We start from the raw sequence: 23,273 nt of genomic DNA, 5'->3' as shown, positions 1-23,273 counted from the left end.
ATTCGGCGCCGCAATGGGAGTGATACTACGAACCCGCCGATCATGCCGCACGACCGGCCGAAGTGGACGGTGTGCCACCGAATCGGGGCGGCGTCTCCGCCACGGGTGCTCGCCCCGCAGCCGGAGGGGTACGGTGAACACGTGAACGTCGAAGTCACTCCACTGCCGGGCATCGGTGTCCGGAAGGAATTCGTGGCGGGGAACGGCCGCAGGATCGGCGTCGTCAGCCACCGCGACGGCACGACCGATCTCATCGTCTCCAAATCGGACGACCCCGACGCGTGCCTGGCGTCGCTGCCGCTGACCGCCGACGAGGCGGGCGCGCTGGCGAACCTGCTCGGGGTGCCGCAGCTCGTCGCGCAGCTCGCCGAGGAGCAGAAGGACCTGCCGGGCATCAGCACCCGCCAGCTGACGATCAAGGCGGCGTCGCCCTACGACGGCCGGACACTGGGCGACACCGCGATCCGCACGCGGACCGGCGTGTCCGTGGTCGCGGTGATGCGCGCAGGTCAGATCCACCCGTCCCCCGCCCCCGACTTCGTCTTCACGGCCCGGGACCTCGTCGTCGCCGTCGGCACCGCCGAGGGGCTCGACGCGGCCACGAAGATCCTCCATCAGGGGTGACGGCCCGCCGTGGACCACACCGCCCTCGCCCTGATCGAGCTCGGCGCGGTCTTCTTCCTACTCGGGGTACTCGGCAAGGTCGCGCAACGTGTCGGCATGTCACCGATTCCGCTGTACCTGGTCGGCGGGTTGTTCTTCGGCCACGGCGGTGTGATCGAGCTGGGCGACATCGGCCAGTTCACGCAGCTGGCCAGCGAGATCGGCGTCGTACTGCTGTTGCTGCTGCTCGGGCTCGAGTACTCGGCGACCGAGCTCGTCGGCGGGATGAAACGGTCGTGGCCAGCCGGCCTCGTCGACATCGTGGCCAACGCCGCGCCGGGTGCCGTGGTGGCACTGCTGCTGGGCTGGGGTCCGGTCGGCGCACTGGCACTCGCCGGTGTCACGTACATCTCCTCGTCCGGCATCATCGCCAAGGTCCTCGGCGACCTGGGCAGGCTCGGTAACCGCGAAACCCCGGTCGTGCTGTCCATCCTGGTGTTCGAGGACCTCGCGATGGCGCTGTACCTGCCGATCCTGACCGCGGTCCTCGGCGGCGTGAGCCTGCTGGGCGGCCTGACGGCGGTGGGCGTGTCGCTGCTGGTCATCTCGGTCGTGCTGGTGATCGCGATCAAGTACGGGCGATTCGTCTCCGCGATCGTGGACAGCGACGACCGCGAAGTGTTCCTGCTGCGCGTGTTCGGGGCGGCGCTGCTGGTGGCCGGGCTGGCGCAGGCGCTGCAGGTCTCGGCCGCGGTGGGCGCGTTCCTGCTGGGTATCGCGATCTCCGGATCGACGGCGGAGAACGCCACCCGCCTGCTCGAACCGCTGCGCGACCTGTTCGCGGCCGTGTTCTTCGTCGTGTTCGGGCTGAACACCGACCCCGCGTCGATCCCGCCGGTACTGGCCTGGGCCGTCGTGCTCGCCGTGGTGACGACCGTGACGAAGGTCGGCACCGGGTGGTGGGCGGCGCGACGCTCCGGGGTCGGCAGGCTGGGCCGGGCGCGAGCGGGCGCGGCGCTCGTGGCGCGCGGGGAGTTCTCCATCGTCATCGCCGGACTCGCGGTGAGCGCAGGCGCCGTCGAGGGCGAACTCGCCGCGCTCGCCACCGCGTACGTGCTGCTGATGGCGATCCTCGGCCCCACCGCGGCCCGCGTCGTCGAACCCGTGGCCCGGCGCCTGCAGCCGAGCCCGGCGACGACCGGCTCGTGACCGGCACGTCTCCGCCGACCTGCCGGAGCCGCGGGGCGGCGGGCGACCGCGCGCCGGGATTCAGCGTGCCGCGCGGATGATCGCCCGTCCGCCGGCGAGGAGGGTCTGCGCTCGCGTCTCGTCGGATCCGCCGAGGTCGCCGTGGACCATCGCACCGTCCCGCAGCATCATCAACTGCTCGGCGACGGCCGGATCCGTGACGCCGAGTTCGCCGAGCTGCTCCTGCAGCACGCCCGCGAACCATGCGCGGTGAGCGGTCACGGCGCGGCGGACGACGTGTGCCGGGTCGGAGTACTCGGCGGCGGCGTTGATGTACGGGCAGCCGCGGAACCCCGGAGCGCAGCTGACGGCCGCGAGCTCGCGCGCCAGCCCGGTGAGCATCCCTTCCGGATCACCCGCGTGCTGCGTGCGCAACGCCTCGACCGCCTCGCGCTCGACGGACGCGCGCAGTTCGAGGTAGGCGACGACCAGGTCGTCCTTCGTCGGGAAGTGCCGGTAGAACGTCACCTTGCTCACGCTCGCGGCGGCGATGATCCGGTCGGCGCTGACGGCGCGGATCCCCTCGGCGTAGAACAGCTCGTCCGCCGCATCCAGAATCCTGTCCCGCACCGGGAGCTGTGCCCGTTCGGCCGCGGCTCCCGTACCGCCCCTCCTCGCCCCGCCCCGGGTGGTTCGCTCCGCCATCTCGCTCCCTTCGTCGCCGATCGGCGACTCGCCTGCACCTGCTCCCGTTCGGTGCTAACGTATAGACGTACTAGTTAGTCTACATGACGCCGAACGAGGAGAACTCCATGTCAGAAGCCGTGTACACCGCGATCGCGACCTCCACCGGCGACGGCAGGCGCGGCGGCAGGGCCGCCACGAACGACGAGACACTCGACGTCACGCTCGCGGTCCCGACGGAAATGGGCGGCACGGGCGACGGCACCAACCCGGAACAGCTGTTCGCGGCGGGCTGGGCCACGTGCTTCCACTCCGCGCTGAAGGCTGTGGCGGCGCAGCGCAAGACGACGATCAGCGACTCGGCCGTCGTCGCCGAGGTGCAGCTGCGACCGCAGGACGAAGGCGGGTTCAGCCTCGCCGCGGACCTGCACGTCGAGCTGTCGGGCGTCGACCAGGCCACCGCCGACGAGCTGGCCGAGGCCGCCCACGCGATGTGCCCGTACTCCAACGCCACCCGCGGCAACATCCCGGTGACCGTCGACACCACGGTCGCCTGACCACCCGACTGCGGCCTCGCACGCCACGGGCGCGAGGCCGCAGTCGGCGTGAGTCCGGATACGTGAGTCCGGGTATGCCTGCGGGTACGCGGCGAGGGCCGTTACGAGCGCACGACCTTGTAGAGCGAGCCGACCTCCTGACGGTTCAGCTTGCGGATCGCGCCGGGTTTGGTCTGCCCGAGCTGCACGCCGCCGACCGACGTGCGAACCAGTTTGCGCACCGGGTGGCCCACCTGGCGCAGCAGCCGGCGCACGACGTGCTTGCGGCCCTCGTGCAGCACGAGCTCGATCATCGTCCGCCCCGCCTGGATGTCCTTGACCCGGAACTCGTCCACGCGCACGGGCCCGTCGTCGAGCTCGATCCCGTTGCGCAGCCGCTTACCGAGGCCACGCGGCACCGCGCCGTCCACTTCGGCCACGTAGGTCTTCGGCACGTGGAACGACGGGTGCATCAGCTTGTTCGCCAGGTCTCCGTCGTTGGTCAGCAGCAGCAGGCCCTCGGTCTCGGCGTCGAGCCTGCCGACGTGGAACAGGCGTTCGTTGCGCTTGCGCACGTAGTCGCCCACGCACGGCCTGCCCTCGTCATCGGACATCGTGCTGTGCACGCCCTTCGGCTTGTTCAGCGCGAGGTACACCAGCGTGTCGTCGACGATCAGGCGCTCGCCGTCGACGTGGATCACCGCGGTGTCCGGGTCGACCCGCCTGCCGAGTTCCCGCACGGTCTCGCCGTCGACGCTCACCCGGCCCCGCGCGATCAGCTCCTCGGACGCGCGCCGCGACGCGACACCCGCCTGGGCGAGCACTTTCTGCAGGCGAACCCCTTCGGGGCTGCTAGATGTCATCGATCGAATCCACTTCGGGTAGCAAGGGTGCGATGGGCGGCAGGTCGTTCAGCGACTCCAGACCCAACCGCTCCAGGAACAGCTCGGTCGTCACGTACAGCGTGCCGCCGGACGCGCCATCGGCGCCGCTCTCCGCGATCAGACCGCGCTGTACGAGCGTACGGATCACGCCGTCGACGTTCACACCGCGTACCGCCGCGACCCTCGAGCGCGTGACCGGTTGCCGGTAGGCGATCACCGCGAGCGTTTCGAGCGCCGCGCGCGTGAGCTTCGACCGCTGGCCGTCGAGCAGCAGTTTCTCCACGAACGGTGCGTACACCTCGCGCGTGTAGAACCGCCATCCTTCGCCGGACCGACGCAGGTCGAAACCGCTACCGCGGTCGGTGTAGTCCTCGGCCATCGTGCGCAACGTCTCGGTCACCCGATCGACCGGCTGTTCCACCGCACCTGCCAGGGACTCCTCGGTGGCAGGCGCGTCGACGACGAGCAGCATCGACTCGAGCGCCGACACCAGCGCGCCGTAATCGGACAGGTCCGGCAACGTCCGGTCCTGCGCCACCGCCGTCAGGCTCGTGTCCTCACTCTCGCCGTCCTCGGTGCCGGGATCCCCCTCGGCAGGGCCGGACCGGTCCCCGAAGCCCTCGGCGTCGCCCTCCTCGGCGGTCGGGTCGGTCGTGTCCACGGTGGTGTCGGCCGTGTCCACGGGGCGGTCGGTGGCGCCGGACGCGTCGCCGGCCTGCGCATCGCTGTCGTGTGGCTCGCTCACCCGTACTCCTCGTCGTCCGTCCCGGTGGACCGGTCGGCCTCGGACCGCGCGGTCGCCTCCTCGACCGAACCGCCCGTCCAGCGCACGTGCAGTTCGCCCAACGCCTCCTCCTGCTCGAGGTCCACCGACTTCTCCCGATAGAGGTCGAGCAGCGCCAGGAACCGCGCGACCACCTCGATGGTGTGCTCACAGTCGGCCACGAGCTCGCGGAACGTACCCGTGCCCTCCTCGGCGAGGCGCACCCGCAGCATCGCCGCGTGTTCACGCACCGAGACCTTCCCCATGTGAAGGTGATCGAGCGACACCTCGGGCTCCGGCTTCGGCCGGAACACCCCGAGCGCGACGTCGGCGAACCTGTCGGGCGTGACGCCGAGCATCACTTCGGGCAGCAGGCCGAGATACCGCTCCTCCAGGCTGACCGACCGCGGGTAGCGCCGGAGTGCACCCGCCTCCAGCTGCCCGAACAGCGCCGCCACCTGCTTGTACGCACGGTACTGCAGCACGCGCGCGAACAGCAGGTCACGTGCCTCCAGCAGTGCCAGGTCGTCCTCGTCCTCGACCTCGGCCGAGGGCAGCAGCCGCGCGGCCTTCAGATCGAGCAACGTCGCCGCGACGACGAGGAACTCGGTCGTCTCGTCGAGGTCCCACTCCTGGCCGAGCGACCGGGTGTGGGCGATGAAGTCGTCGGTGACCCGGTGCAGTGCCACCTCGGTGACGTCCAGCTGGTGCTGCGAGATCAACTGCAGCAGCAGGTCGAACGGGCCCTCGAAGTTCTCCAGCCGCACCTGGAACCGCGGCGTGCCGTCGGCGGCCTCGGTCTGGTCGGAATCCTCCGCGCCGCCGGCACCCGCTTCCACGGCGATTCCGGGCGTCGCGACCGCACCGATCCCGGAACCCTCGTCCGGAGCCGAGGCGGTGGTACTCGGGTCGGCCGACGTGTCGTCGGCATCCGACCGGGGCGGTGCCCCGTGGTCCATCAGTCCGCGGCTTCCTGGTCGTCGAGGTCGCCGTCACGCAGCCGGGTCACCAGCACCGAATCCTCGCCGCGGGCCTCGAAATCGGCCAGCAGGACGGCGACGGCCTCACGCACGATGCGCCCGCGATCGACCGCGAGAGCGTGCGAGGCGCGCAGCGCCAGCCGAGCCTGTTCCATCGCGACCAGCTCGTCACCGGACAGGTACACGGTGATCTTCGCATCGTGCTTCTGCCGGCCCGAGCCACGGCGCTTCGTGCTCGCCTTCGCCAGACCGCCCGGGCCCGCCTTCTCCGAGGCCGCCGTCCCCGCCGCCGGATTCTCCCCGGCCGACTCGGTCCCACGCGCCGGCTTCGCGTTCCGGGCCTGCTCCGTCTTCCGGGCCTGCTCCGTCTCCGGAACCGGCTCCGTCTCCAGGGCCAGCTCTGCCTGCCTGGCCGACCCCGTGCCACCAGCGGGCTCCTCCGGGGCCGTTTCCGTGTCCGCCGCAACGTCCGCGGGGGCAGGCTCCGCCGGGGCCGGTGCCTCGGCCGCGCGTGACGACGCGTCGGGTGTGGCCGTCTCGACCGATTCGGCCTCCGGAGCCGGTGCCGGCGAGGGCGGCCCGGCAGGCGTCACGGCACCGTCACCGAACACGGGATTGCTGGTGCGGCGGAACAGTTCGGACGCGCCGGGCAGGGATGCTCGCCTGTTCACCGGCCGATCACCTCACGTGCCAGCTGCCGGTACGCCGCAGCGCCGGCCGAACGCGGAGCCCACTTGGTGATCGGTTCACCGGCCACAGTGGTCTCCGGGAATCGCACGGTGCGGTTGATCACCGTGTCGAACACCGTGTCCCCGAATGCCTCCACCACGCGCGCCATGACCTCCTTCGAATGCAACGTCCTCGAGTCGAACATCGTGGCGAGAATGCCGCTGATGTCCAGTTTGGGGTTGAGCCGTTCGCGCACCTTATCGATGGTGTCGATCAGCAACGCCACGCCCCGCAGACTGAAGAACTCGCACTCCAGCGGGATGATCACGCCGTCGGACGCGGTCAGCGCGTTGACGGTGAGCAGTCCCAGCGACGGCTGGCAGTCGACCAGAACATAGTCGTACTGCTTGATCACCGGATGCAGCACCCTCAGTAGCGTGTGCTCACGCCCGACCTCGGCGACCAGCTGCACCTCGGCCGCCGACAGGTCGATATTGCTCGGCAACAGGTCGATGCCCTCGAGTTTCGTGTCCCGGATGACGCTGTCCACCGGGAGCGAGCGCTCCATGATCACGTTGTAGACGCTCTGCTCGAGTTCGTGCGGCTGCACGCCGAGACCGACCGACAGGGCGCCCTGCGGGTCGAAGTCGACGAGCAGGACGCGCCTGCCGTACTCGGCGAGCGCGGCGCCGAGGTTGATCGTCGAGGTCGTTTTGCCCACTCCGCCCTTCTGGTTGCACATGGCCAGCACCGTGGCGGGGCCGTGTGCCTGCAGCTCCGGAGGCTCCGGGATCTCCCGCAGCGGCCGCCCCGTCGGGCCGAGCTTGACCTTGTCGGCCGACGCCTCGTCGGCCGCCTCGGCGGCCGGTCCCTCGCCTGCCGCCGAGGGTGCTGTGTCGGCCGCAGCCGCGCCGGAGTAACCCGGGCCTGCTGCGGGGTCGGACGGGGCGCCTGCGGTCGCACCACTGCCCTCGGCAGACGTGCCGCCGGACTCGGATCGCGGCTGCTGGGAGGTCGACATAGGGCGGAAGCTCCTCCTTGGGGCAAGAACGCCGCCAGCCTATTCGGGTTGTAGACATAGCGGCAAAGAGGCTCGCCGCGTGGCGCGGCGGATTGTCGCCGGTCGGCGGTGCCTGCTACCTGCCGGCCACGCCGTGACCGCACACCCCGCCACCGCACCGGTCACCGCCCACCGGTCACCGCACCGCCCACCGGTCACTTCACCGGTCACCGGTCACTTCACCGGTCACTTCAGTGCGCGGGGATGCGCCGTCGCGTACACCTCGCGGAGCGTGGTGACGGTGACGAGGGTGTAGACCTGCGTGGTCGAGACCGACGCATGTCCGAGCAGCTCCTGCACCACCCGGACGTCGGCACCACCTTCGATGAGGTGGGTGGCGAACGAATGCCGCAGGGTGTGCGGCGACACGGCCGCACCGATGCCCGCTCGCTCCGCGGCGGTCTTGAGCACGTGCCACGCGCTCTGCCGCGACAGTCTCCCGCCGCGCGCGTTGAGGAACACCGCGGCGGTGCCCCGCCCCGACCTGGCCAGCACCGGGCGTGCACGCACGAGGTAGGCGTCGAGCGCGTCCAGTGCCGGCCTGCCGATCGGCACGAGTCGCTGCCTGCCTCCCTTGCCGTCGAGCAGCACGGTGCGCTCGGCCGTATCGATGTCGTCGACGTCCAGTCCGACGGCCTCGGAGATGCGCGCACCGGTCGAGTACAGCAGTTCGAGCAGCGCACGATCCCGCAGTGGGCGTTCGCCGTCCGGCGCCGGGGTCGCGAGCAACCGCAGCACGTCATCGACCGGCAGCGCCTTCGGCAGTCGTCGCGGAGGTGCGGGCGGGTGCACGTCGCGGGCAGGGTCGTGCTCGGTGATGCCGTCCGCACTGGCGAATCTGTGCAGCCCGCGCACCGCCACGAGCGCCCTGGCCGCCGACGACGCCGCCAGCGGGCGGTGCTCGTCGTCGCCCTCCCGCAGCGCGGCGCCGAACTCGGCGACGTGCGCCGGTTCGACGGCCGCCGGGTCGGTGATCCCGTTGCGTTCCAGGAACGCCACGTACCGGCGCAGGTCGCGGGTGTAGCCGTCGAGAGTGTTCTTCGACGTACCGCGTTCCACCGCGAGATGGTCGAGATAACTCGTCACGACGTGTTCGACGGAGCCTCGCGCGCGTGCCACGCCGACACTGTAAACGGACCGGTCGCGTCGGCAGGCACATTCGCCAGGGCCTGTTCCCCCTCGTTCGCGTGGGCGAACCGCGCCGGCCTGCCAAGAGCGCCCGAACCGGCGTCGAACCGGTAGCGTCGCGCCCATGACGCAGGACCCGAACGCGCTCCGCGTCGGAGACGCCGAACGGGAGGAAGCCTCCCGCGTGCTCGCCGACCACTTCAGCGCCGGCCGGCTGTCGATGGACGAGTACGGGGGCCGCGTGGGCGCGGCCGCCGCGGCACGGACACGGGCCGACCTGAGCGGACTGTTCGACGACCTTCCCGCGCCGCACCCCACATTCCTCCGGCCTCAGCCCGAGCCGTTCCCACCGACGACACACCACCCCGGTGCGGTGCCCACAGCGAACCGCACCGCCGAGGTGCTACCTCCGCCCGACAAGTCGAAAATCGTCGCCGGAGTGCTGCAGATCCTGCTCCCGTTCGGCATCGGCAGGTTCTACACGGGACACACCGGCTTGGCGCTCGCCCAGTTGTCGGTGACGCTGCTGACACTCGGCGTGGGCTCGATCTGGCCGCTCATCGACGGGATCGTGCTACTGGCCAAAGGCGGAGTCGACGGCAACGGCCGGCGACTCCGCGACTGATCTCGCCGCCGGCCGCCGGTACCGTGGCCGGAGTGTCAGACGCCGTCGCGGAACCGTTCGGCGAACGTCATCGGCCGGTGCCGCCAGGGTGCATGCGGCCCCCGCGGGGACCGGTCGCCGGCGAGCACGGTGTGCGCCGCGAGCACCCCGGCGACCGTGGCACCGTTGACGAGCTCACCGGACAGCGCCATCCCGACGGCCTCGGCCAACGGGACGGTCGTGATCGTCAGATCGGCCTCCTCGTCACCGTGTGCCTCGCGCCGGACCGGTGTCAGCTCCCGCGCCAGGTAGACGCGCACGACCTCGTCCGTGAACCCCGGTGACGCGGCGACCTCGACGAGCGTGTCCCAGCGCGCCGCGGACAGTCCCGCTTCCTCGGCGAGTTCCCGGGCTGCGGTGTCCACCGGCTCCTCGCCGTCGACGTCGAGCAGCCCCGCGGGCAGCTCCCACAGCCGGTCGTGCACCGGGTGGCGGTACTGGTGGATCAGCGTCACCGCACCGTCGTCGCCGACCGCGCAGACGGCCACGGCGCCGAGGTGCTCGACCACTTCGCGCTGCGCCGTCGCCCCGCCCGGCATCGACACCTCGTCGACGCGCAGTCCGACGACCCGTCCGATGTGCACGTCCCGGGTGGACACCACCTCGAACTCGTGCGTTCCCGGTTCGTTCACCGCGTGCCCGCCGATTCCGGCAGTTCGACGGGGAGCCGCTCGGCGGTGTGGTACTCGACGACCGCGCCGACGAACGCGCTGAACAGCGGGTGCGGCCGCGTCGGCCTGCTCTTGAGCTCGGGGTGCGCCTGGGTGGCGACGAAGAACGGGTGCTGGTCGGCCGGCAGCTCCACGAACTCGACGAGCCGGTCGTCGGGCGAGGTGCCGGAGAAAGCCAGGCCCGCCTCCGACAGCCGGGCGCGGTAGGCATTGTTGACCTCGTAGCGATGGCGGTGCCGCTCGGAGATCTCCGTCTCGCCGTAGGCGGCTGCGACCTGCGATCCCGGCTGCAGCTTCGCCGGGTACGCACCGAGTCGCATCGTGCCGCCCATGTCCTTCTCCCCCGCGACGACCTCCTTCTGGTCGGCCATCGTGGAGATCACGGGGTGCTGCGTGTCGGCGTCGAACTCGGCCGAGTCCGCACCCTCGATGCCGGCGAGATTGCGGGCCGCCTCCACGACCATGCACTGCAGCCCCAGGCACAGGCCCAGGACCGGGATCCCGCGCTCGCGGGCGAACGTGATGGCACCGATCTTGCCCTCGATACCGCGGATACCGAAACCGCCGGGGATCAGTACGCCATCCACATCGGACAGGGCGGCGGCCGCACCCGACTCGGTGAGCAGGTCGTCGGAGGCGACCCAGACGATCTTCACCTTCGCGTGGTGGGCGAAACCACCGGCCCGTAGCGCCTCGGTCACCGACAGGTAGGCGTCGGGCAGGTCGATGTACTTGCCGACCAGCGCGATCCGCACCGTCTCGTTCGGGTTGTGCACTCGCTCGAGCAGGTCGCCCCACACCGTCCAGTCGACGTCGCGGAACGGCAGTCCGAGCCTGCGCACCACGTAGGCGTCGAGCGCCTCGGCGTGCAGCACCTTCGGAATGTCGTAGATGGACGGCGCATCCGGGCAGGCAATGACGGCCTCACTGTCCACATCGGACATGAGGCCGATCTTGTTCTTGACCTCGTCGGACAGCTCGCGGTCGGCGCGGCACACCAGCGCGTCCGGCTGGATGCCGATGTTGCGCAGCGCAGCCACCGAGTGCTGGGTCGGCTTCGTCTTGAGCTCGCCCGACGGCGCGAGGTACGGCACGAGCGAGACGTGCAGGAAGAAGCAGTTGTCCCGGCCGACGTCGTGGCGCACCTGGCGGCATGCCTCGAGGAACGGCAGGGACTCGATGTCGCCCACGGTGCCGCCGACCTCGGTGATGACGACGTCGGGCCGCTTACCACTGCCGTCGCCGTCGGCGACGGCCATGATGCGTGCCTTGATCTCGTCCGTGATGTGCGGAATGACCTGCACCGTGTCGCCGAGATACTCGCCGCGGCGTTCCTTGGCGATCACGGAGGAGTACACCTGACCGGTCGTCACGTTGGCCGAACCGGACAACTCACGGTCGAGGAAGCGTTCGTAGTGTCCGATGTCCAGGTCGGTCTCGGCGCCGTCCTCGGTGACGAACACCTCACCGTGCTGGAACGGGTTCATCGTTCCCGGGTCGACGTTGAGATACGGATCCAGCTTCTGCATCGTGACGCGGAGTCCACGAGCGGTGAGGAGCTGGCCCAGGCTGGAGGCGGTCAGCCCCTTGCCGAGCGAGGAGGCGACGCCTCCGGTGACGAAGACGTACTTGGTTGTCCGCGGCTGAAGTCCCACGGGCTTCCACCTTAACTCACCCTTACGGATTCGCGCGCAGGCGCCTCACGCGCGCCGCGTGCCCCCGCGCATGCGACAGTGACTCCGTGCCCTCCGACGACCCCGTGCCCACCACGTCCCCCTGGACCGCCCCGACGGCGCCGCACGCGCAGGGAACGGCGGGCGGCGACGGCACACTCGGCGGCGCACTCGACGCCACGGTGCGCGTGCCCGGGTCGAAATCGATCACCAACCGGGCGTACGTACTCGCGGCGCTGTCGACCGGCCCCACACTCGTGCGCGAACCGCTCGATTCGCGGGACGCCCGCCTGATGCTCGGCGCCCTGACCGCCCTCGGCGCGACTGCCGAGCACACCCCGGACGGGGTCCGCATCAGCCCGCTCACCCCCGGCAGCGGTGAGACGGACGTGGCACTCGGCAACGCCGGCACGGTCGCCCGGTTCACCCCTGCACCGGCCGCGCTGGGCAACCGGACCGTCCACTTCGACGGCGACGCCGCGATCCGCCACCGGCCGCTCTCCCCGCTGCTGGACGCACTGCGTGACCTCGGCGCGGACGTCGCGGACGAGGGCGGCCGTCCCGGAGCCCCGCCCTTCACCGTCCACGGTCACGGCGGGCTCACCGGCGGCGAGGTCGACCTCGACTCGTCGGCGTCCAGCCAGTTCCTGTCGGCGCTGCTGCTGGCCGCTCCCGCATTCGAACGCGGCGTCACGGTGCGCCTGGTCGGCACGGTTCCCAGCGAGCCGCACATCGCGATGACCCTCGACATGCTGCGCCGGTTCGGCGCGGCACCCGAGCGCCACGGCCGCGAGGTCCACGTACCGCCCGCCACGCTCACGCTCGCCGACTACACCGTCGAACCGGACCTGTCGACCGCCGCACCGTTCGTGGCGGCACCGCTGGTCGCCGGTGGCACGGTGCGGATCGCCGGATGGCCGCGCGAGACCACCCAACCGGGTGACTGGCTGCGCAGTCTCGTCGCCGAACTCGGTGGTGAGGCCGTGTTCGAACGCGCACCGGACGGCTCCGACCTGCTCCGCGTGACCGGCAGCGGCCACCTGCCCGGACGGGAACTCGACCTGCACGAGGTCGGCGAGCTGACGCCGGTGATCGCGGCGATGCTGTGTTTCGCCGACGGCCCTTCACGCATCTCCGGCGTGGCGCACCTGCGCGGGCACGAGACCGACCGGCTGACCGCGCTCGCCACCGAGCTGACCGCGCTCGGCGGCGACGTCACCGACACCGCCGACGGACTGGTCATCCGCCCGGCACCGCTGCGCGCAGGCACGTTCCACACCTACGACGACCACCGGCTCGTCATGGCGGGTGCGGTGCTGGGTCTGCGGGTGCGCGGTATCGAGGTGGAGAATCCCGCCACGGTCGGCAAGACGTTCCCCGGCTTCGTGGACGCCTGGCACGCCGTACTCGGCTGAAAACCGGCTGACAGCCGCCGGAGCGAGCGTCAGCGGCTCTCCTGATCGACACCCGGCGCCGGGGCCTCGGCGTTGCCCGCCGTGCCGTAGCGACCCACGTCCCCTTCGAGCTGTTCACGCAGTGCCAGCACGGTGGCGATCCGGCCGGAGTGCGACGCGATGTTGTCCACCGTGGACAGCACGGATGTCACTGCGGTGTCCGCCCTGGCCACGCCGACGGCACCGGTGCCACCCGCAGTGCCCTCCCTGCCTGCCAGCACGGCCCCCGCGCCCGAACGGTCGAGCTGGGCCGCGAACCGGGCCATCGTCGCGGCCTTGTTGCCGGCACCCTCGCCTTCGGCCTCACCACCGGTGAGCACGATCGCCAGCTGCGCCGGCTTCGCGGACTCGCTGCTCGGATCGACGAACCCGCTGTCGGTCAGCCCGGACAGCGCGGCCTGCCGTTCGTCGCCGGAGGCCTGCGGTTTCGCGTTCTCCCCGTCGAGCAGCAGTACCGAACCGACGAGCGCCCCGGCCAGCGTGCCCGGATCGCCCGCCGTCGGGAACTGCGCACCCGACGGCTGCAACCGCGTGGCGACCTCGCGCACCTGATCCGACTGGCCGGGATCGGTGAACGCATCCGTCAGCTGCACCTCGCCGGTGACGTCGGCACCCGCCTGCTCGATCCGTTCCGTCAGCGCATCCCGATCGGCCGAACTCGCGTCCGGGGTCGTGACGAACACGACCGAACGCTTGTCGAGCAGCCCGTCGACCACGTTGCCACCGACCGACCCCGCGAACTCGTCCGCATCTGCCAGCTGTGCCTGCAACGCGTTGCGCTCCGATTCGAGGTCGCTCACCTTCGCGGCGAGCTCCCCGCGCTCGTCCGACAACCCGGACAGCAGCGTCCCGTTCAGCGCGGTCGAGCCGAGCACGACACCGATCGCCAGCGCGAGGAACACCGCTGCGATCGAGACGATGTGGTATCGCAGCGAAATCACGACAGCAGCCCCCTGATCCAGGACGCGAACGAATTCCAGGTGTCGCGCAGCCAATCCGCGTACACGCTACCGACGTCGGAGACGAGCAGCGCGGCCGCGACCACCGCCAGCGCAGCGAGCACGAGCAGCACGACGGCACTCATCGACACCCGGCTGCGGTGCAGTGTGGCGACGGCCTTCCCGTCGACGAGTTTCGTGCCGAGCTTGAGTCTCGTCAGGAACGTCGACGGGTTGGAACCGGACCGGCCGTGGTCGAGAAACTCGCGCAGCGTCGCCTGGAACCCGACCGTCACGACCAGTCCGGCGTCGTGGGTGTCGGCCAGCAGCAACGCCAGGTCCTCCGAGTTGCCGGACGCCGGGAACGTGACGGCCCCGATCCCGAGGTCCTGGATCCGCTCGACACCGGGCGCGTAGCCGTCCGGCTGCGCCGGCACGACGACCTCGTGGCATTCCTTGAGTGTCTGCGCCCCGATGCCGCTCGGGTCCCCGACGACGACGTCCGGGGTGTAGCCCAGTTCACGCAGGGTGTCGGCCGCTGCGTCGACGCCGATCAGCGCGGGCCGGTGCTCGTTGATGTACTTCTTCAGCGCCTTGAGGTCCTCGGCGTGTTCGTTGCCCGGCGCGACGACCAGCACATGCCGGTCCTTCAGCGGCAACCGCAGCTCGGGAACACCCACACCGTCGAGGATCAGTGCTCGCTCCCGGCGGAGGAACTCGATCGTGTTGGCCGAGAACGCCTCCAGTTGCGTGGACATCCCGGCCTTGGCTTCGATCATCGCATCGGCGATGCTCTCGGCCGTCTGCACCGTGCCGGACGCGAGCTCTTCGTCCCCGGCGTACAGCGTGCCCTCGAGCAGGCGCAGCTTGCTGCCGTCCTTGATGCGCTGCACCACGTCCGTGCCGACGCCGTCGACCAGCGGGATACCCGCTTCGACGAGGATCTCCGGGCCGAGGTTGGGGAACCGGCCCGAAATAGACGGTGCGGCATTCACGACCGCGGCCACCTCGGCCGCGACGAGCACATCCGCCGTGGCGCGGTCGATATCGACCTCGTCCATCACGACGATGTCCCCGGAACCCACCCGCCGCAGCAGCTCCCGGGTGCGCCGGTCGACGCGTGCCACTCCGCTGATGCCGGGCAGCGATTCCTTGGCCCGGGTGAGCAAGCCGGAGAGTTTCATGGCTCGATACTGGCAAACGAACTCGCCGAACACCGCGGCGACGCGCCGGGGACGGCCGACGATCACCGTCATCCGCGCCGAGGATCACACCCCGTGCGACCGCGCCGGCCGGGCCTCACCGGAGGCCGCGGCACCCGATCCATCGGTGTCCGGCGCAACGGCCGGCGCCCACGAAGATCCACTTCGGACCGGTCATTTCCGGCGCCGTTTCCCGGACTTCTCGGTCGCAGTGCCCGCCGTGCCCGCCGCCTTCTTCCGCCCGCTCCCCGCGCCTCGGGAACCGGAACCCGTGGAACCGGCACCGTCCGCATCGGCACCGTTGGCATCGGCACCGTCCGCATCGGCGTGGTGCGAACCGCCGCGCGGCGAACCCGCGTTGCGCGGGGCCGTGCCGGTCTCCCCCGCGTTGCCGGTGCCGGCATCACTCGTCGGTGTGACGGTCTCCGATTTGTACGTGTCGGCGGTGGCGATGAGCTCTTCCGCGTGTGCCCGGCCCGCGTCGCTGTCGTCGAGGCCCGCCAACATGCGCGCGAGCTCGTCGACGCGGTGTGCCGGGTCCAGCACGGTCACACCGCTGCGGGTGATCCCGTCGGCCGTGCCCTTGTCCACCACGAGATGCCGGTCCGCGAACGCGGCGACCTGCGGCAGGTGCGTCACCACCAGCACCTGGTGGGTACGCGCCAGTCTGGCGAGCCGTTTGCCGATCTCGACCGCCGCGCGGCCGCCGACACCGGCGTCGACCTCGTCGAACACGAGCGTCTGCACGGGATCGGCGTGCGCCAGTACGACCTCGATCGCCAGCATCACGCGGGACAGCTCACCACCGGAGGCCGCCTTGTGGACCGGCATCGGCTGCGCACCGGAATGGGCCTTGAGCACGAGTTCGACCTCGTCGACGCCCTCCGGACCGGCGTGCACCCGATCCCCGGCGACGGTCAGCCCGTGCGGGTCCCCTTCGTCGGCGGCCTTGGCGCGGACCGACAGTGCGACCTCCGCCTGTCCCATGGCCAGGCCTGCCAGCTCGGCGGTGATCCGGTCCGCGAGCTCGGCCGCGGCGGCGCGGCGCGCCGTGCTCACCGCTTCGGCGCGGTCCGCGAGCTCGGCGGCCAGCTCGTCGCGGCGCGCCGCGAGAGCGGTGAGGGCCTCGTCGGAGGTGTCCAGCCCGGCCAGCCGTTCCCGTGCGTCCTGCGCCCATGCGAGCACGCCGTCGACGTCGGCGCCGTACTTGCGGGTCAGCTTCTTCAGGTCCGACTGCCGGGCCAGGATCCGCTCCAGCCGCTCCGGGTCGGCTTCGAGCCCGTCGAGGTAGCCCGTGAGCTCGGCACCGACGTCGGACAGCAGTGTCGCCGCCTCGGCCAGGCGCGGTTCGAGGTCACGCAGCACCGTGTCGTCGACCGCCGACATCCGGCGGCGGGCGTCGGCCAGCAGACCGAGCGCACCCGGAACGTCCGGATCGCCGTCGGCGGCACCGGACACGGCCGCCGACGCGGCCGAGGCCGCCTCCCGCAGCTCGTCGACCGCCGACAGCCGTTTCACCTGTTCGGTCAGTTCGGTGTCCTCACCGGGCTCCGGGGCCACCGACTCGATCTCGGCGAGACCGTGCCGCAGCATGTCGGCCTGCTGGGCCAGTTCCCGTGAGCGCGACGACCGCTCCTCGAGCTCGGCGATCACGTCGAGCCAGTCGCGCCGGATCCGCCGGTACTCGGCGAGCGGGGTCGCGACGGGCTCGCCCGCGAACCGGTCGAGCACCCCGCGCTGCTCCGTCGAACGCAGCAGTTTCAGCTGATCGTTCTGCCCGTGGACCGCGATCAACTGCTCGGCCAGGTCGCCGAGCACGCCCACCGGCGCGGACCGGCCGCCGAGATGCGCACGAGAACGGCCGTCGGCACCGACCGAACGGAGTGCGATGACACTGCCGTCCTCGTCGATGTCGGCGCCCGCATCGGTCACGATCGTCGGCGCACGGTCCCCGGCCGCGTCGATGCCCTCGAACCGCCCTTCGACGGTTGCCTTGGCCGCACCCGCGCGCACTTTCGAGGCGTCCGACCGGCCACCCGACAACAGGTGCAGTCCGGTGACGACCATGGTCTTGCCCGCCCCTGTCTCACCGGTGACGACGGTGAGACCCGGGTGCAGTTCGAGCAGGGCGTCCTCGATCACTCCGAGGCCCTGGATTCGCATCTCGGCCAGCACGGGCACCACCGTATCGGCAGTCACCGACAACCGGGAGGATGCACGGGTGAGAAGTCGCGTACCCGCATCGCTCGGCCTCCTGTCCGTGCTGCTCCTCGGAGCCTGCACGGCCACCCCGGCCCCGGAAGCCGTGGATACGCCGACAGCGGCACCGCCGCCCCCCGGCGAACCGTGTCCCGCAGGTGGATTGCGGGTCGCAGCCGACGGCAGTGAGGCCGCCATGGGACTGCGCATCCTGCACCTGGAGGTCACGAACTGCGGCGGGCGGCCACAGGGCCTCAGCGGGTATCCCCGGCTACGGGTGCTCGACGAGAACCGCACGCGGATGGACGTGCGCGTCCGCGAGGGGTCCGCGGGGATCGCGACGGTCGACGGGTTCGACGACCCGCCCCGGAGCGTCACACTCGAGCCGGGCGGAACCGCGCGCACCGGCCTGATGTGGCGCAACACGAACACCGGAACCACCGCACCCGGGGTGGGCGAGTACCTGGAGATCGCTCCCTCCGGGACACGGCCGTGGCAGCCGGTGGAGCAGCCGGCACCCGACCGGAACGGGTTGCACATCGATCTCGGCACGACCGGCACGCTCGGGGTCCGCGCCTGGTACCAGGACGACGGCCGCTAGACCCGGTCACCGGCGGCAGCCGGGGCACACCGCGCAGGCCGACGGGTTCCCACGCCGCGGCCCGGTCCCCGCACGGCGGCCGGCCACGCTGCCAACTCGGATCCCGTCTACTCGGATCCCGTCTACTCGGGTCCCGTCAGCTCGGGTCCCGTCAGCTCGGGTCGCCGCGATCGTGGCGCTCGCGCCAGCTTTTCACGGGCAGGGAGAACTTGTGCACGAGCCGGTCGGTGAACGGCCCGTCCCACAGGTGCGCCAGCCGGACGGGCACCCTGCCCGCGACGACCCGCACCTGCATACCGGCGTCGAGCTCGATGTGACGCAGCCCGTCGCAGGTCAGCACCGCGGGCGAACCGTCGGGATCGACGTTCACCGAGATCACCGATTCGCGCGAGACGACCAGCGGCCGCGAGAACATGGCGTGTGCGTTGCTCGGCACCACCAGCAACGCCTCGACGTCCGGCCACACCACGGGCCCGCCGGCCGAGAAGGCGTACGCCGTCGACCCGGTCGGCGTCGAGCACAGCACGCCGTCGCAGCCGAACGCCGACACCGGCCGCCCGTCCACCTCGATCAGCGCGTCCAGGATGCGGTCCCGGGTGGATTTCTCCACGCTCGCCTCGTTGAGCGCCCACGTCGAGGCCACGACCTCGTCACCCCGCGTCACGGTCACGTCGATCGTCATCCGCTCGTCGATGCGGTACGCACCCCGCACGACGCGTTCGACCGTGTCGGCCAGCGCATCCGAATCGGCCTCGGTCAGGAAGCCGACCCGGCCCAGGTTCACGCCGAGCACCGGAACCCCGGCGGGCCGGGCGAGTTCGGCGGCCCGCAACAGCGTGCCGTCGCCGCCGAGCACGAGCACCAATTCGGCACCGTCCGCGGGACGGTCGTCCGGATCGACCACGACACACGGCGTGTCCCCTGCCCGCCCGACGAGCTGACGTACCTCGTCGTCGACCACGCGCAGGCCGATCCCGGCGCCGGCCAGGCGTGCGGCGACCGCGCGCGCGGCGTCCTGGGTCGACTCGCGGTCCGGGTGCACCACGAGCAGGATTTCGCGAGGCCCGAAACTCATCGCGGTCCTCTCACCGTCGCCGCCGTCACTGCGGACCCTTGTCGATCGCGGTGCGCACGAGCTGCTCCGGGTCGGCCCGGCCGGCCCCGGTGTCCAGGTCGCCCTTGCGCAGCCAGGCGAAGAACTCGACGTTGCCGGACGGTCCGGGCAGCGGGCTCGCCGTCACGCCGCGCGCATACAGACCGTGTTCGGCGGCCACGGCCAGCACCTCCAGCACCGCCTCGGCGCGCAGCTCCGGGTCACGGACGACGCCGCCGCTGCCCAGCCGGTGTTTCCCGACCTCGAACTGGGGTTTCACCATCGGCAGCAGATCGCCGCCGTCGACCGAGCAGGCAGCCAACGCAGGGAGCACGAGCTTCAGCGAAATGAACGAAAGGTCCGCGACGACCCGGTCCACCGGACCACCGATGCCGTCGGAAGTGAGGCTCCGGACGTTGGTCCGGTCCCGCACGAGCACGCGTTCGTCGGTGCGGAGGCGCCAGTCCAGCAGGCCGCGTCCGACGTCGGCGGCCACGACCTCCCGCGCCCCCTCCCGCAGCAGCACATCGGTGAAGCCACCGGTGGAGGCGCCCGCGTCGAGGCAGCGGGTCCCGGCGACGGTCAGGCCGTCGGGGGTGAACGCCTCGAGCGCGCCGAGCAGCTTGTGCGCACCCCGTGACGCCCAGCCGGGGTCGTCGTCGGTGCGCACCACGATCGGGGCGTCCGGCTCGACACTCGTCGCCGCTTTGCCCGCCGCCATGCCGCGCACGGTGACCCTGCCTTCGCCGATCAACGTACTGGCGTGTTCGCGGGAGCGGGCGAGACCACGTCGCACCAACTCGGCGTCCAGCCGTGCCCTACGCGGCATGTCCCGGCCACTTCCCGGGCCGGTGCACCGGCCCGCCGGAGCCTGCAACGGTCATGGTCACACCTTGTCGATGCTGGACAGAGCCACGGTGAGCTCGGTGTGCACGGCCTCGAACCGTTCGACGTGCTCGGCCACGGGCAGCTGATCGAGACCGTCGAGCGCGGCGACCGCCTCGTCGATCCCCGCACGCGGGTCGGCGTCCTGGGTCGATTCGGCGTCCGGGGGCGCTGGTGTTTCTCGGCCGGCCTCCGGCGACGGGCCTGCTGCCGGGTCGTTGTCCTCGTGCACGCCTCAACGCTATCCGATCGCCCCCTCGCCGGCCGTCGCCGCCAGGGGTCGCATCCGGCGACCCGTGCCCGGGACGGCGCGCAGCGGTCAGGCCAAGCCGAGGTCGGCCAACGCCGCCGCTGCCGGGCCGTCACTCCGGCCGTCCCCTGGGCGCACCGCGGTCGTCCCCGTACGCCACGCCGCATCGCACAGCGCGCGCAGCAGTGTCATCGGTTCCGCGGGTCCCTCGGCATCGCCCGCCGTGACCCGGAGCACGTCGCCGCGGGCGTCGACATGCCAGTCCTCGTGCGGCCCGACCGCCACCACGGCGGCGGGTTCGTCGAGTGCGGCGAGGTCGGCGGCCACGTATCCGGGACGTTCGGCCGGACCCGCTTCCAGTAGTTCGGCCGGTGTCACCACTCCGGTCAGGACCGCGAGCGAGGCCATGTCTGCGGCCACGGCACCTGCGATGTCGGTCTCGAGCCGATCTCCGATCACCAGTGGGTGCGTGCTTGCGGCCGAGTCCGCGGCGAGCCGCAGCAGCGGCGTCTCCGGTTTCCCCGCGACGAGCGGGGTCCGTCCCGTCGCGGCACGCAGTGCGGCGACCATGGCGCCGTTGCCGGGCAGCAGACCGCGTTCGGCGGGCAGCGTGGCGTCCTCGTTGCACGCCACCCACACTGCACCGGCCCGGATCGCCAGGCAGGCCTCGGCGAGTACGGGCCAGGCCGTCTCGGGCGCATGCCCCTGGACGACGCCGGCCACCGTGTCCTCGGCCGTGCGCACCGGCGTGAGACCGGCGGCCGCGACTTGTTCGGCCAGCGCGTCGGTGCCGACGACGAGGGCCGTCGCACCGGGATCGAGACGGTCCGCGAGCAGCCGCACCCCCGCCTGCGCACTCGTGCTCACCTCGTCACCGGTCGCGGGCACTCCCACTGCGGCGAGATGCGCCACGACCGACTCCGGAGCCTTCGACGCGTTGTTGGTCACGAACCGGACCCGCGCGCCGCGCTCGCGCGCCCGCGCAACCGCGCCGGCCGCCCCCGGTACGGGTTCGCCGCCCCGGTACACCGTGCCGTCGAGGTCGAACAGCAACGCGTCGCAGACCTGCGACAACGGCGCGGACTCACTCATCCGCGAGCTCCGCGGCCCGGTCGGCGGCATCGGTCTGCAGGTCGTCGTCGATCTCGGCGGCGTGCAGGAACCACTGCACCGCGTCCGCCGTACGTCCCGCCGCGGCGAGATTGTCGGCGTAGGCGTAGAACAGCCGCACGCTCCACGGCTGCGGCCGCTTCGGTTCGAGGTCGGCGCCCTGCAGCGTGACGACGGCCGCATCGAGCTGGCCGAGGTCCCGGCGCGCACCCGCCTCGACGATCTTCAGCTCGACCGCGGTCTCCTTCGCCAGCCCGGCGACGTCGGTCTCCTTGATGAGATCGATCGCGCGTTCCGGCCTTCCCATCGCACGTTCGGCGTCCGCGATCACCGCGACGTGCGCGTCGGTGTGGGTCATCCGGCGCACCGCGCGGAGTTCCGAGAGCGCCTCGGACCAGTTTCCGGTGTGATAGGCCGCCAATCCCAGCGCCTCACGCACCACGGCGATCCGGGACGCACGCTTCTTGGCGTAGCGCGCGTGGGCGAGCGCCGCATCCGGGTCGCTGTCGAGGAGTGTCCCGGCAGCGACGAGATGCCGGCCGATTCGCTCGCCGAAATCCTTCGGCAGCGACCGGAGTTCTCGCTTGGCGTCTCCGTCGAGCATCGCGTAGTCGGCCTCGTCCGGCAGGTCCGGCGCCGCCGGGACGTCGCGTGGGCCGTTACGGTCCGATTTCCCGGAATCGGGCTTGCCGCCCGAGCGCGGTCCGGAGCGGTCCGGACGGTCGTCCCGGCGTCGGCCGCCTCCGGACTGCCGATCCTCACCCCGGTTGCGATCGTCCCGGAATTTCCGGTCACCACCGCCGGGCCTCCGGTCTCCGTACCCCGGCCGGGAGTCGCCGGTCCTCCGCTGGTCGGCGCCGGGGCCTCTCCTGGTGTCGCGGGAACCCCGGTCGTCGGCCGCACCGCGGCCGTCCCGCGAGCCGCGGTCGTCCCGCGGGCCGCCCTTGCGGCCGTCGCGATTCCGGTCCCCGCGGTCGCGATCATCACGCCCGCGCTCGTCCCGGGGCCGGTCCGGCCTGCCGCCGCGATCGTCCCGGCCGCCCGACTGCCGACCGCGGTCGTCGCGCCCGCGGCCGCCTCCCCGCGCGTCGGATCCTCGGCCCTGGCCACTGTGCCCCTGACCAGCACCGCCCTGACCAGCCCGGCGATCCTCGCTGCGACCACCTCGCCGGTCGTCCGACCCGCGGCCGGATCCGCCCCGGTCGTAGCCGCCGCGCCTGTCGTCACCGCGTGAACTGTCACCGCGCCGATCCGAGCCGCGGCGATCGTCGTTGCGCCGGTCGCCGCGGCCACCGTCACTGCCGCCTCGTGCGGCGTCGTCCCGGCCTCGACCGTACGGCCCCGACCGTCCTGGTGTGCCCCGGCCACGGCTGCCGGAATCGCCGGCGCCGCCGGATCGCTCGGATCGGCCGCGATCGTCGCGGCCCGACCGGTCGCGCCCGCTCGTGTCGGACACGGGTCCTCCCACTGTTGAAGTTCTGGTTGAGCATACGTGTAGGGCCCGTCGGGCGCCCATCTCGTTCAAGATGGTCGACTCCGACGGGCCCTACCATTTTATGTTGGGTTCGGCGGTGTCCTACTCTCCCACACCCTGTCGAGTGCAGTACCATCGGCGCTGGCAGGCTTAGCTTCCGGGTTCGGAATGGGACCGGGCGTGTCCCTGCCGCTATCACCACCGAAACACTACGAAACAACACACCGTTGCCCCGCGCCACACGAACCAGCCTGTGGGGCGGGTGGTGTGGTGTTTCAGGATCGTAGAGTGGGTGCGTAGCATCGTTGTAGGCAAGTCCTCGGCCTGTTAGTACCAGTCCACTCCAACACACATTACTGCGCTTCCATGTCTGGCCTATCAACCCAATCATCTCTTGGGGGCCTTAACCCACAACGGGGTGGGAGACCTCATCTGGGAACAGGCTTCCCGCTTAGATGCCTTCAGCGGTTATCCCTTCCGAACGTAGCCAACCAGCCATGCCCCTGGCGGGACAACTGGCGCACCAGAGGTTCGTCCGTCCCGGTCCTCTCGTACTAGGGACAG

23 protein-coding genes and 2 rRNA genes are annotated in these 23,273 nt (G+C 71.3%); 6 read left to right on the top strand and 19 right to left on the bottom strand.

Going from position 1 to position 23,273, the window contains the following annotated elements; all coding sequences use genetic code 11:
• Nucleotides 1-141: 141 nt before the first annotated feature.
• Both LY41_RS22865 and LY41_RS22860 read left to right on the top strand, forming a co-directional pair.
• Nucleotides 142-624 carry a cation:proton antiporter regulatory subunit gene (locus LY41_RS22865; RefSeq protein WP_253866507.1) on the top strand — a complete coding sequence of 161 codons (483 nt, stop codon included), beginning with the start codon at nt 142-144 and terminating at the stop codon, nt 622-624.
• A gap of 9 nt (nt 625-633) precedes the next feature.
• Nucleotides 634-1,812, top strand: coding sequence for a cation:proton antiporter (locus tag LY41_RS22860; RefSeq protein ID WP_253866505.1), 1,179 nt, complete (start codon nt 634-636; stop codon nt 1,810-1,812).
• Between the two features lie 60 nt (nt 1,813-1,872).
• On the opposite strand, the gene LY41_RS22855 is transcribed toward LY41_RS22860, so the two are convergent.
• The gene (locus tag LY41_RS22855) at nt 1,873-2,496 is read right to left on the bottom strand and encodes a TetR/AcrR family transcriptional regulator (RefSeq protein WP_253866503.1); all 624 of its coding nucleotides are present in this window, start codon (nt 2,494-2,496) and stop codon (nt 1,873-1,875) included.
• A 107-nt stretch (nt 2,497-2,603) separates the two neighbouring features.
• Between LY41_RS22855 and LY41_RS22850 the strand changes: the two genes are divergently transcribed.
• Nucleotides 2,604-3,032: an organic hydroperoxide resistance protein gene (locus LY41_RS22850; RefSeq protein WP_253866501.1), complete on the top strand. Its 429-nt coding sequence runs from the start codon at nt 2,604-2,606 to the stop codon at nt 3,030-3,032.
• A 101-nt stretch (nt 3,033-3,133) separates the two neighbouring features.
• Here the strand turns inward: LY41_RS22850 and LY41_RS22845 are convergent, their stop codons facing one another.
• The 6 genes from LY41_RS22845 to xerD all read right to left on the bottom strand — a co-directional run bounded on the left by LY41_RS22845 (nt 3,134) and on the right by xerD (nt 8,486).
• The gene (locus tag LY41_RS22845) at nt 3,134-3,874 is read right to left on the bottom strand and encodes a pseudouridine synthase (RefSeq protein WP_253866499.1); all 741 of its coding nucleotides are present in this window, start codon (nt 3,872-3,874) and stop codon (nt 3,134-3,136) included.
• The gene (gene scpB, locus LY41_RS22840; RefSeq protein ID WP_253866497.1) at nt 3,864-4,640 is read right to left on the bottom strand and encodes an SMC-Scp complex subunit ScpB; all 777 of its coding nucleotides are present in this window, start codon (nt 4,638-4,640) and stop codon (nt 3,864-3,866) included. The genes LY41_RS22845 and scpB overlap by 11 nt, the downstream gene beginning before the upstream one ends.
• Nucleotides 4,637-5,617 carry a segregation and condensation protein A gene (locus tag LY41_RS22835; protein ID WP_253866495.1) on the bottom strand — a complete coding sequence of 327 codons (981 nt, stop codon included), beginning with the start codon at nt 5,615-5,617 and terminating at the stop codon, nt 4,637-4,639. Before LY41_RS22835 ends, scpB begins: the two co-directional genes overlap by 4 nt.
• Nucleotides 5,617-6,030 (bottom strand): cobyrinic acid ac-diamide synthase, encoded by a 414-nt coding sequence (locus LY41_RS22830; protein WP_372493352.1) that lies wholly within the window; start codon nt 6,028-6,030, stop codon nt 5,617-5,619. The genes LY41_RS22835 and LY41_RS22830 overlap by 1 nt, the downstream gene beginning before the upstream one ends.
• Before the next feature lie 275 nt (nt 6,031-6,305).
• Entirely contained in the window at nt 6,306-7,328 is a 1,023-nt protein-coding gene (locus tag LY41_RS22825) for a ParA family protein (protein WP_253866493.1), read from the bottom strand.
• Between the two features lie 225 nt (nt 7,329-7,553).
• Nucleotides 7,554-8,486 carry a site-specific tyrosine recombinase XerD gene (xerD, locus tag LY41_RS22820; protein ID WP_253866492.1) on the bottom strand — a complete coding sequence of 311 codons (933 nt, stop codon included), beginning with the start codon at nt 8,484-8,486 and terminating at the stop codon, nt 7,554-7,556.
• Nucleotides 8,487-8,619: 133 nt separating this feature from the next.
• On the opposite strand from xerD, the gene LY41_RS22815 reads away from it, so the two are divergent.
• Nucleotides 8,620-9,120 (top strand): DUF1707 domain-containing protein, encoded by a 501-nt coding sequence (locus LY41_RS22815; RefSeq protein WP_253866491.1) that lies wholly within the window; start codon nt 8,620-8,622, stop codon nt 9,118-9,120.
• 35 nt (nt 9,121-9,155) lie between these two features.
• Here the strand turns inward: LY41_RS22815 and LY41_RS22810 are convergent, their stop codons facing one another.
• Together LY41_RS22810 and pyrG are read right to left on the bottom strand one after the other, a co-directional pair.
• Nucleotides 9,156-9,791: an NUDIX domain-containing protein gene (locus LY41_RS22810; RefSeq protein ID WP_253866489.1), complete on the bottom strand. Its 636-nt coding sequence runs from the start codon at nt 9,789-9,791 to the stop codon at nt 9,156-9,158.
• A complete protein-coding gene (gene pyrG, locus LY41_RS22805; protein WP_253866487.1) occupies nt 9,788-11,485 on the bottom strand; it encodes a CTP synthase in 1,698 nt (565 codons plus the stop codon). The genes LY41_RS22810 and pyrG overlap by 4 nt, the downstream gene beginning before the upstream one ends.
• Before the next feature lie 86 nt (nt 11,486-11,571).
• Between pyrG and aroA the strand changes: the two genes are divergently transcribed.
• Nucleotides 11,572-12,918: a 3-phosphoshikimate 1-carboxyvinyltransferase gene (aroA, locus tag LY41_RS22800; protein ID WP_308292298.1), complete on the top strand. Its 1,347-nt coding sequence runs from the start codon at nt 11,572-11,574 to the stop codon at nt 12,916-12,918.
• Between the two features lie 29 nt (nt 12,919-12,947).
• On the opposite strand, the gene LY41_RS22795 is transcribed toward aroA, so the two are convergent.
• From LY41_RS22795 to recN, 3 genes are all read right to left on the bottom strand, one after another.
• Entirely contained in the window at nt 12,948-13,898 is a 951-nt protein-coding gene (locus LY41_RS22795; protein WP_253866485.1) for a copper transporter, read from the bottom strand.
• Nucleotides 13,895-15,079, bottom strand: coding sequence for a putative cytokinetic ring protein SteA (gene steA / locus LY41_RS22790; protein WP_253866483.1), 1,185 nt, complete (start codon nt 15,077-15,079; stop codon nt 13,895-13,897). The genes LY41_RS22795 and steA overlap by 4 nt, the downstream gene beginning before the upstream one ends.
• A gap of 192 nt (nt 15,080-15,271) precedes the next feature.
• Complete coding sequence (gene recN / locus LY41_RS22785; protein ID WP_253866713.1) at nt 15,272-17,272, bottom strand: DNA repair protein RecN; 2,001 nt, start codon at nt 17,270-17,272, stop codon at nt 15,272-15,274.
• On the opposite strand from recN, the gene LY41_RS23740 reads away from it, so the two are divergent.
• On the top strand, nt 17,163-17,897 hold the full coding sequence (locus tag LY41_RS23740; protein WP_301297535.1) for a DUF4232 domain-containing protein: 735 nt from the start codon (nt 17,163-17,165) through the stop codon (nt 17,895-17,897). The two genes, recN and LY41_RS23740, sit on opposite strands and share 110 nt — an antisense overlap.
• Before the next feature lie 151 nt (nt 17,898-18,048).
• Here LY41_RS23740 and LY41_RS22775 read toward each other — a convergent pair whose 3' ends face one another.
• The 7 genes from LY41_RS22775 to LY41_RS22745 form a co-directional block, all read right to left on the bottom strand.
• Nucleotides 18,049-18,972: an NAD kinase gene (locus LY41_RS22775; RefSeq protein WP_253866479.1), complete on the bottom strand. Its 924-nt coding sequence runs from the start codon at nt 18,970-18,972 to the stop codon at nt 18,049-18,051.
• Nucleotides 18,973-18,997: 25 nt separating this feature from the next.
• Nucleotides 18,998-19,819, bottom strand: coding sequence for a TlyA family RNA methyltransferase (locus LY41_RS22770; protein ID WP_253866478.1), 822 nt, complete (start codon nt 19,817-19,819; stop codon nt 18,998-19,000).
• 57 nt (nt 19,820-19,876) lie between these two features.
• Nucleotides 19,877-20,107: a hypothetical protein gene (locus tag LY41_RS22765; protein ID WP_253866737.1), complete on the bottom strand. Its 231-nt coding sequence runs from the start codon at nt 20,105-20,107 to the stop codon at nt 19,877-19,879.
• An 87-nt stretch (nt 20,108-20,194) separates the two neighbouring features.
• Nucleotides 20,195-21,217 (bottom strand): HAD-IIA family hydrolase, encoded by a 1,023-nt coding sequence (locus LY41_RS22760; RefSeq protein WP_253866475.1) that lies wholly within the window; start codon nt 21,215-21,217, stop codon nt 20,195-20,197.
• Entirely contained in the window at nt 21,210-22,691 is a 1,482-nt protein-coding gene (locus LY41_RS22755; protein WP_253866473.1) for a hypothetical protein, read from the bottom strand. Before LY41_RS22755 ends, LY41_RS22760 begins: the two co-directional genes overlap by 8 nt.
• 107 nt (nt 22,692-22,798) lie before the next feature.
• A 5S ribosomal RNA gene (gene rrf / locus LY41_RS22750) occupies nt 22,799-22,915 on the bottom strand.
• A 101-nt stretch (nt 22,916-23,016) separates the two neighbouring features.
• Nucleotides 23,017-23,273, bottom strand: a 23S ribosomal RNA gene (locus LY41_RS22745); the annotation flags it as partial.

It is taken from the genome of Prauserella halophila, assembly GCF_024171895.1.
Lineage (GTDB): Bacteria > Actinomycetota > Actinomycetes > Mycobacteriales > Pseudonocardiaceae > Prauserella > Prauserella halophila.
This window is presented reverse-complemented; position numbering and strand designations above follow the sequence as displayed.

Excerpts from the sequence above, each read along its gene's own strand:
- LY41_RS22855 (WP_253866503.1), bottom strand. The coding sequence starts at position 2,496 with ATGGCGGAGCGAACCACCCGGGGCGGGGCGAGGAGGGGCGGTACGGGA.
- LY41_RS22850 (WP_253866501.1), top strand. The coding sequence starts at position 2,604 with ATGTCAGAAGCCGTGTACACCGCGATCGCGACCTCCACCGGCGACGGC.
- LY41_RS22845 (WP_253866499.1), bottom strand. The coding sequence starts at position 3,874 with ATGACATCTAGCAGCCCCGAAGGGGTTCGCCTGCAGAAAGTGCTCGCC.
- LY41_RS22835 (WP_253866495.1), bottom strand. The coding sequence starts at position 5,617 with ATGGACCACGGGGCACCGCCCCGGTCGGATGCCGACGACACGTCGGCC.
- LY41_RS22825 (WP_253866493.1), bottom strand. The coding sequence starts at position 7,328 with ATGTCGACCTCCCAGCAGCCGCGATCCGAGTCCGGCGGCACGTCTGCC.
- LY41_RS22815 (WP_253866491.1), top strand. The coding sequence starts at position 8,620 with ATGACGCAGGACCCGAACGCGCTCCGCGTCGGAGACGCCGAACGGGAG.
- steA (WP_253866483.1), bottom strand. The coding sequence starts at position 15,079 with ATGAAACTCTCCGGCTTGCTCACCCGGGCCAAGGAATCGCTGCCCGGC.
- LY41_RS23740 (WP_301297535.1), top strand. The coding sequence starts at position 17,163 with ATGGTCTTGCCCGCCCCTGTCTCACCGGTGACGACGGTGAGACCCGGG.
- LY41_RS22775 (WP_253866479.1), bottom strand. The coding sequence starts at position 18,972 with ATGAGTTTCGGGCCTCGCGAAATCCTGCTCGTGGTGCACCCGGACCGC.
- LY41_RS22770 (WP_253866478.1), bottom strand. The coding sequence starts at position 19,819 with ATGCCGCGTAGGGCACGGCTGGACGCCGAGTTGGTGCGACGTGGTCTC.
- LY41_RS22760 (WP_253866475.1), bottom strand. The coding sequence starts at position 21,217 with ATGAGTGAGTCCGCGCCGTTGTCGCAGGTCTGCGACGCGTTGCTGTTC.